7 protein-coding genes are annotated in these 6,518 nt (G+C 72.8%); 2 read left to right on the top strand and 5 right to left on the bottom strand.

Annotated features, from left to right (window positions below; translation table 11 throughout):
- The 4 genes from ligA to CCN44_RS07820 form a co-directional block, all read right to left on the bottom strand.
- On the bottom strand, positions 1 to 1,799 hold a 1,799-nt coding region (gene ligA / locus CCN44_RS07835), incomplete at its 3' end, for an NAD-dependent DNA ligase LigA (RefSeq protein WP_086697207.1).
- Positions 1,800 to 1,814: 15 nt separating this feature from the next.
- The gene (locus CCN44_RS07830; RefSeq protein WP_059255250.1) at positions 1,815 to 2,822 is read right to left on the bottom strand and encodes a methionine synthase; all 1,008 of its coding nucleotides are present in this window, start codon (positions 2,820 to 2,822) and stop codon (positions 1,815 to 1,817) included.
- A gap of 150 nt (positions 2,823 to 2,972) precedes the next feature.
- Complete coding sequence (locus CCN44_RS07825) at positions 2,973 to 3,671, bottom strand: SDR family oxidoreductase (RefSeq protein ID WP_059252735.1); 699 nt, start codon at positions 3,669 to 3,671, stop codon at positions 2,973 to 2,975.
- A 7-nt stretch (positions 3,672 to 3,678) separates the two neighbouring features.
- Positions 3,679 to 4,218, bottom strand: a complete 540-nt coding sequence (locus CCN44_RS07820; protein ID WP_059252734.1) for an LOG family protein — start codon at positions 4,216 to 4,218, stop codon at positions 3,679 to 3,681.
- Positions 4,219 to 4,283: 65 nt separating this feature from the next.
- Between CCN44_RS07820 and CCN44_RS07815 the strand changes: the two genes are divergently transcribed.
- Both CCN44_RS07815 and CCN44_RS07810 read left to right on the top strand, forming a co-directional pair.
- On the top strand, positions 4,284 to 4,607 hold the full coding sequence (locus CCN44_RS07815) for a DUF427 domain-containing protein (protein WP_059252733.1): 324 nt from the start codon (positions 4,284 to 4,286) through the stop codon (positions 4,605 to 4,607).
- A gap of 37 nt (positions 4,608 to 4,644) precedes the next feature.
- Complete coding sequence (locus CCN44_RS07810) at positions 4,645 to 5,427, top strand: alpha/beta fold hydrolase (RefSeq protein WP_086697206.1); 783 nt, start codon at positions 4,645 to 4,647, stop codon at positions 5,425 to 5,427.
- A 16-nt stretch (positions 5,428 to 5,443) separates the two neighbouring features.
- Here the strand turns inward: CCN44_RS07810 and mnmA are convergent.
- Positions 5,444 to 6,518: tRNA 2-thiouridine(34) synthase MnmA (gene mnmA / locus CCN44_RS07805; protein WP_086697205.1), on the bottom strand; the 1,075-nt coding region annotated here is incomplete at its 5' end.

Below are 6,518 nucleotides of genomic sequence, written 5' to 3'. Positions count from 1 at the left end.
CCGACGCCGTCGGTGGCCGCCAGCTCCTCCTCGGTCGCCTGTTCGATGCGGTCGATGGACCGGAACTCCCGCGCGAGGGCCTGCGCGGCGACCGGACCCACGTGCCGGATCGACAGCCCGTTCAGGAAGCGGGCGAGCGGGCGGGACTTGGCCGCCTCGATGTTCGCCAGCAGGGCGAGGGTGTTCTTCTTCGGCTCGCCCTTCTGGTTGGCGAAGACCGTGACGACCTTCTCCTCGCCGGTCCTCGGGTCGCGCTTGGGCAGGCCGCTGTCCGGGTCGAGGACATAGGCCTTGATGGGCAGCAGCTTCTCCACCGTCAGGTCGAACAGGTCGCCCTCGTCCACCAGCGGCGGGTCGGCCGGCTCCAGCGGACGGGTCAGCGCGGCGGCGGCCACCGCGCCGAAGTGCTCGATGTCCAGGCACTCCCGGCCGGCGAGATAGGAGACCCGCTCGCGCAACTGGGCCGGGCAGGTACGGGCGTTGGGGCAGCGGAGGTCGATGTCGCCCTCCTTCATGGGCCGCAGCGCCGTGCCGCACTCGGGGCACTCGCCCGGCATCACGAACTCCCGCTCGCTGCCGTCCCGCAGGTCGACCACCGGGCCGAGGATCTCCGGGATGACGTCACCGGCCTTGCGCAGCACCACGGTGTCGCCGATGAGCACGCCCTTGGCCTTGACGACCTCCTGGTTGTGCAGGGTGGCGAACTCCACCTCGCTGCCCGCGACCGTGACCGGCTCGACCTGGGCGTACGGCGTGACCCGGCCGGTGCGGCCGACGCCCACCTTGATGTCGACCAGCTTGGTGTTGACCTCCTCCGGCGCGTACTTGTAGGCGATCGCCCAGCGCGGGGCCCGCGCGGTGGAGCCGAGCCGTCCCTGGAGGCGGATCTCGTCCAGCTTGACCACGACACCGTCGATCTCGTGCTCGACGGAGTGGCGGTTCTCGCCGTAGTGCGCGATGAACTCCCGTACGCCGTCCAGGTCGTCCACCACGCGGTTGTGCCGGGACGTGGGCAGGCCCCAGGTCTTGAGCAGGTCGTAGGCCTCGGAGAGCCGGGTCAGGCCCGTGTAGCCCTCCAGGGCGCCGATGCCGTGGACGACCATGTGCAGCGGGCGGGTGGCGGTGACCCGCGGGTCCTTCTGGCGCAGCGAACCGGCGGCGGCGTTGCGGGGGTTGGCGAAGGGCTTGTCACCGGCCGCGACCAGGCGTTCGTTCAGTTCGAGGAACTTCTCCATCGGGAAGTAGACCTCGCCGCGGATCTCCACCAGGTCGGGCACCTTGTCGCCGCCCAGGCGGTCCGGGATCTCCGCGATGGTCCGCACGTTGGGCGTGATGTCCTCGCCGGTGCGGCCGTCACCGCGGGTGGCCGCGCGGGTGAGGCGGCCCTTCTCGTAGGTGAGGTTGACCGCGAGGCCGTCGACCTTCAGCTCGCACAGGAAGTGGTACTCCTGGTCGCCGAGTTCCCTGGCGATGCGGTCGGCCCAGGCGGCCAGTTCGTCGTCGTTGAACGTGTTGTCGAGGGAGAGCATCCGCTGGCGGTGCTCGACCGCGGTGAACTCCGTCTCGTACGACCCCGCGACCTTCTGTGTGGGCGAGTCCGGGGTGCGCAGCTCCGGGTACTGCTCCTCCAGGGCCTCCAGCGACTTCAGGAGCTCGTCGAACTCCGCGTCGCTGATGACGGGAGCGTCCTTCACGTAGTACCGGAAGCGGTGCTCCTCGACCTGCTCCGCCAGCTGCGCGTGCTTGTCGCGGGCCTCGGCGGGCACCGCCGTCGTCTCCGCTTGCTTGTCGCCGGCCACCGTGTTGTCCTCCCGTTACTCTGGGTTGTCCGCGAGGGATCTCGCCGCCCGGACGCAGTGGGCGAGCGCCTGGCGTGCGTAGGCGGGGGAAGCGCCCGCCAGACCGCACGCCGGGGTCACCGTGACGGCCTCCGCGAGCAGCCCGGGGTGCAGACCCAGCCTGCGCCACAGCGTCCTGACACCCATGACGCTACCGGCAGGGTCTGACAACGGACCCTCCGTGCCCGGCACGACACCGGCGAACAGCCGCGTCCCGGCCTCGACGGCCTCGCCGATCGCGTCGTCGTCACGCTCGGTGAGGAGGGAGAAGTCGAAGGAGACGGCCGCCGCGCCGGCCCGCCGCAGCAGGGCGAACGGGACGTCGGGGGCGCAGGAGTGCACCACCACGGGTCCGCCGCCGTGCGCGCCGACGACGTCCCGGAGCGTGGCCTCCACGATCTGCCGGTCCACGGCGCGGTGGGTGCGGTAGCCGCTCGCCGTACGGACCTGTCCGCGCAGGACGGCGGTGAGGGAGGGCTCGTCGAGCTGGAGGACGATCCGGGCGTCCGGGACGCGGCGCCGTACCTCGGCGAGGTGCAGCCGCAGCCCCTCGGCGAGCGAGGCGGCGAGGTCCCGGCAGGCGCCGGGGTCGGACAGGGCGGCCTCGCCGTTCTTCAGCTCCAGGGCGGCGGCCAGCGTCCACGGCCCGACCGCCTGCACCTTGAGATCGCCCGCGTAGCCCTGGGTGAACTCCTCCAGCGCGTCCAGGTCCTCCCCCAGCCAGGACCGCGCCCGCTTGGTGTCCCGGCCCGGCCGGTCCCCGATCCGCCATCCGCTGGGCTCCACGCGCGCGTACAGCTCGACCAGCATGCCGGCGGTACGCCCGATCATGTCGGCGCCGGGTCCGCGCGCGGGCAGCTCCGGGAGGAAGGGGAAGTCCTCGAACGATCCGGTGGCGGTCTTGGCGGCCTCCCGGGCGTCCCCACCGGGCAGCGACCCGACACCGGTGGCCCCCGGGAACCTGAACTGGCTGTTTTCGCTCACCCCGGCAGGGTACGTAACGCCGGCCGCCGCGCCGACCACCAGTGGGCGCCGTACCGGCGCGGAGGATCCGCCACGGACCGGCCGGCCGCCGGACCCGGGCCACGGGGGCCGGCGGCACCGCGGACGGACCGGACGCCGCCGGCCCGGCCGTCACCGGCCCGGGCGCACCGTCAGGTCGTTGACCTCCGCGTCCCTCGGCAGGTCCAGGGCCATCAGGATGGTCGTGGCGACGGACTCGGGGTCGATCCACTTCGAGGCGTCGTACTCCTTGCCCTCCTGCTGGTGCACCTTGGCCTGCATGGGGCTGGCGGTGCGGCCGGGGTAGACCGAGGTGACGCGGACGCCGTTCGCGTGCTCCTCCTGGCGCAGGGAGTCGGCGAGGGCCTTCAGGCCGTGCTTGGAGGCGGCGTACGCGGACCAGCCGGCGTTGGCGCTCAGACCGGCGCCGGAGTTGACGAAGATCACGTGACCGCGGGAGGCCCGCAGCTGCGGCAGGAAGTGCCGGGTCAGCTCGGCGGGCGCGATCAGGTTGACGTTCAGCTGGTGGCGCCAGGACTTCGGGGTCAGCTCGCCGACCTCGCCGAGGTCGACGACGCCTGCGACGTGCAGCAGGGAATCCACCCGGTCCGGGAGCGTCTGGTGGGAGAACGCCCAGGACAGCCTGTCCGGGTCGGCGAGGTCGCCGACCAGGGTGCCCGCGCCGGGGAACTCGGCCGCCAGCTCCTTCGCGCGGCCCGCGTCGCGCGCGTGCAGCACGATGTCGTCCCCGCGCGCGTGCAGGCGGCGGGCCACGGCGGCGCCGATGCCGGACCCGGCCCCGGTGATCACATGAGTAGCCATGCCTGCCATGCTCGCATCAGTGGACGCCGAGCTGCTCCTCGAGGTAGGCCAGCGCCCCCACCGGCTCGTCCGCGAAGAAGACCAGCTCGGCGAGCGGGCGGGGCAGGAAGCCCTCGGCCTCCATGCGGCGGAACTGCTCGCGCAGGCCGTCGTAGAAGCCCGCCGTGTTCAGCAGCACGACCGGCTTCTCGGTGCGGCCGTGCTTCTTCAGCTCCAGGATCTCGGTGGCCTCGTCCAGCGTGCCGGTGCCGCCCACCATGATCACCACGGCGTCGGCCTTCTCCAGCAGCAGCTTCTTGCGCTCGGCGAGATCGGCCGCGATGACCATCTCGTCGGCGCCGGGCCGTGCCTTGTTCGCCAGGAACTCCACCGAGACGCCCAGCAGCCTGCCGCCCGCCTCCTGCACGCCGTCGGCGACCACCTTCATCAGACCGACGTCGGAGCCGCCCCAGACCAGGGTGTGACCGCCCTTGCCGAGCAGTTCCGCGAACTCGCGCGCGGGGCGCGTGTAACGCTCGTCGAGGTCGGCGGCGGACAGGAAGACGCAGATGTTCATGGCCCCTACCGTACGTTCCCGGGCCCGGACGGGAAGAAGCGCGGGCCTCCCGGCGCTGAACCGGCATGAGCCGAGGACACACGATCACGATCGAGAAGAGCGGGCGGCACGTGCGCGTGGTGCACGGCGACCAGGTGCTCGCCGAGTCCGACCGATCCCTGGAACTGCGCGAGACGGGCTGCCCGGTGCGGTACTACATCCCCGCCGAGGACGTACGCCTCGATCTGCTGACCCCCTCCGACACGCACACCGTCTGCCCCTTCAAGGGCACGGCGTCCTACTGGTCGCTGCCGGACGCGCCCGACCTCGTCTGGGCGTATCCGGACCCCGAGGACGGGGTGGCGGAGATCAAGGACCACTACTGCTTCTACGACACCGACGTGTCATGACCGGTGAGTCCCGTGTCGTAGGGCAGTCTGCACGGGCATGGACAAGAAGACGACTTCGCGAGACGGCACCTCCCTCGCGTACCACGTGACCGGCCAGGGGCCCACGGTGATCCTGGTGAGCGGCGCGATGTCCACCGGCGGCACCGTGCTGCCCCTGGCGCAGCGCCTCGCGGACCGCTGCCGGGCCGTCGTCTACGACCGCCGGGGGCGCGGCGAGAGCGGCGACACGGCGCCGTACGCGGTCGACCGCGAGGTGGAGGACCTGGCCGCGCTGCTCGACGCGGTGGGCGGCGACGCGGCGCTGTTCGGGGTCTCCTCCGGCGGCGCGCTGGTGCTGCGCGCGGCGGCGGACGGGCTGCCGGTGCGCCGGGCCGCGGTGTACGAGGTGCCGTACGCCGACCACCTGGCGCACGGCGCCGAGCGCGAGGCGGTCTACAAGGAGCAGCTGAACAAGGCGCTCGCCGAGGGCCGGCGCGGGGACGCGGTGGAGCTGTTCCTGCGCCTGACGGGCCTCGCCGAGGAGATGATCCAGCGCGCCCGCCAGTCCCCGATGTGGGCGGGCATGGAGGCCGTCGCCCCCAGCCTCGCCTACGACGACGCGGTGATGGGCGACGGCCTGCTGCCCCGCGCGCGGCTGGCCGGGATCTCCGTGCCCGTGCTCGCGGTCGCGGGCGGCGCCAGCCCGGAGTGGATGCACCGGGCGAGCCAGGCGGTCGCGGAGGCCGTGCCGCAGGGCACGTACCGGGTCCTGCCGGGCCAGACCCACATGGTGGAGCCGGACGTGCTGGGGCCGGTGCTGGCGGAGTTCTTCGCCGGGTAGGCGGGCCGGGCCGGGGTCAGACCGACGCCGTCGCGCGCGTGGTGGACGCGATCGTCGCCGAGCCGACCACGCGCGTGCCGTCGTACAGGACGATCGCCTGGCCGGGGGCGACGCCGCGGACCGGCTCGGCGAAGGTCACCCGCAGCTCGCCGTCGACCGGCTCGGCGGTCACCTCGGTCTCGCCGCCGTGGGCGCGCAGCTGGGCGGTGTAGGTGCCGGGGCCGGTGGGGGCGGTACCGCACCAGCGGGGCTTGATCGCGGTGAGGGCGGTGACGTCCAGCGCGGCGGCCGGGCCGACGGTGACCGTGTTGGTGACCGGGGAGATGTCGAGGACGTAGCGCGGCTTGCCGTCCGGGGCCGGGGTGCCGATGCGGAGCCCCTTGCGCTGGCCGATGGTGAAGCCGTACGCGCCCTCGTGGGTGCCGAGCTTGGTGCCGGACTCGTCCACGATGTCGCCCTCGGCCTTGCCGAGCCGCCGGGCCAGGAAGCCCTGGGTGTCGCCGTCGGCGATGAAGCAGATGTCGTGCGAGTCGGGCTTCTTGGCCACGGCCAGGCCCCGGCGCTCGGCCTCCGCGCGGATCTCCTCCTTGGTGGTGACCGTGTCGCCGAGCGGGAACATCGCGTGCGCGAGCTGCTTGTCGTCCAGCACGCCGAGGACGTACGACTGGTCCTTCGCCATGTCGGAGGCGCGGTGCAGCTCGCGGGAGCCGTCCTCGTTCACGATCACCTTGGCGTAGTGGCCGGTGCAGACGGCGTCGAAGCCGAGGGCCAGCGCCTTGTCCAGCAGCGCGGCGAACTTGATCTTCTCGTTGCAGCGCAGGCACGGGTTCGGGGTGCGGCCGGCCTCGTACTCGGCGATGAAGTCCTCGACGACGTCCTCGCGGAAGCGGTCGGCGAGGTCCCAGACGTAGAAGGGGATGCCGATGACGTCGGCCGCGCGGCGGGCGTCGCGGGAGTCCTCGATGGTGCAACAGCCCCGCGCGCCGGTTCGGAAGGACTGCGGGTTCGCGGAGAGCGCGAGGTGGACGCCGGTGACGTCGTGGCCTGCTTCCGCGGCCCGCGCGGCGGCGACGGCGGAGTCGACTCCGCCG

The sequence above is a fragment of the Streptomyces tricolor genome (genome assembly GCF_002155905.1).
Classification (GTDB): Bacteria; Actinomycetota; Actinomycetes; order Streptomycetales; family Streptomycetaceae; genus Streptomyces; species Streptomyces tricolor.
This window is presented reverse-complemented; position numbering and strand designations above follow the sequence as displayed.

What these genes read in the sequence shown, in the direction of transcription:
- CCN44_RS07825 (WP_059252735.1), bottom strand. Translation starts at nt 3,671, where the DNA reads ATGGCAGGCATGGCTACTCATGTGATCACCGGGGCCGGGTCCGGCATC.
- CCN44_RS07820 (WP_059252734.1), bottom strand. Translation starts at nt 4,218, where the DNA reads ATGAACATCTGCGTCTTCCTGTCCGCCGCCGACCTCGACGAGCGTTAC.
- CCN44_RS07815 (WP_059252733.1), top strand. Translation starts at nt 4,284, where the DNA reads ATGAGCCGAGGACACACGATCACGATCGAGAAGAGCGGGCGGCACGTG.
- CCN44_RS07810 (WP_086697206.1), top strand. Translation starts at nt 4,645, where the DNA reads ATGGACAAGAAGACGACTTCGCGAGACGGCACCTCCCTCGCGTACCAC.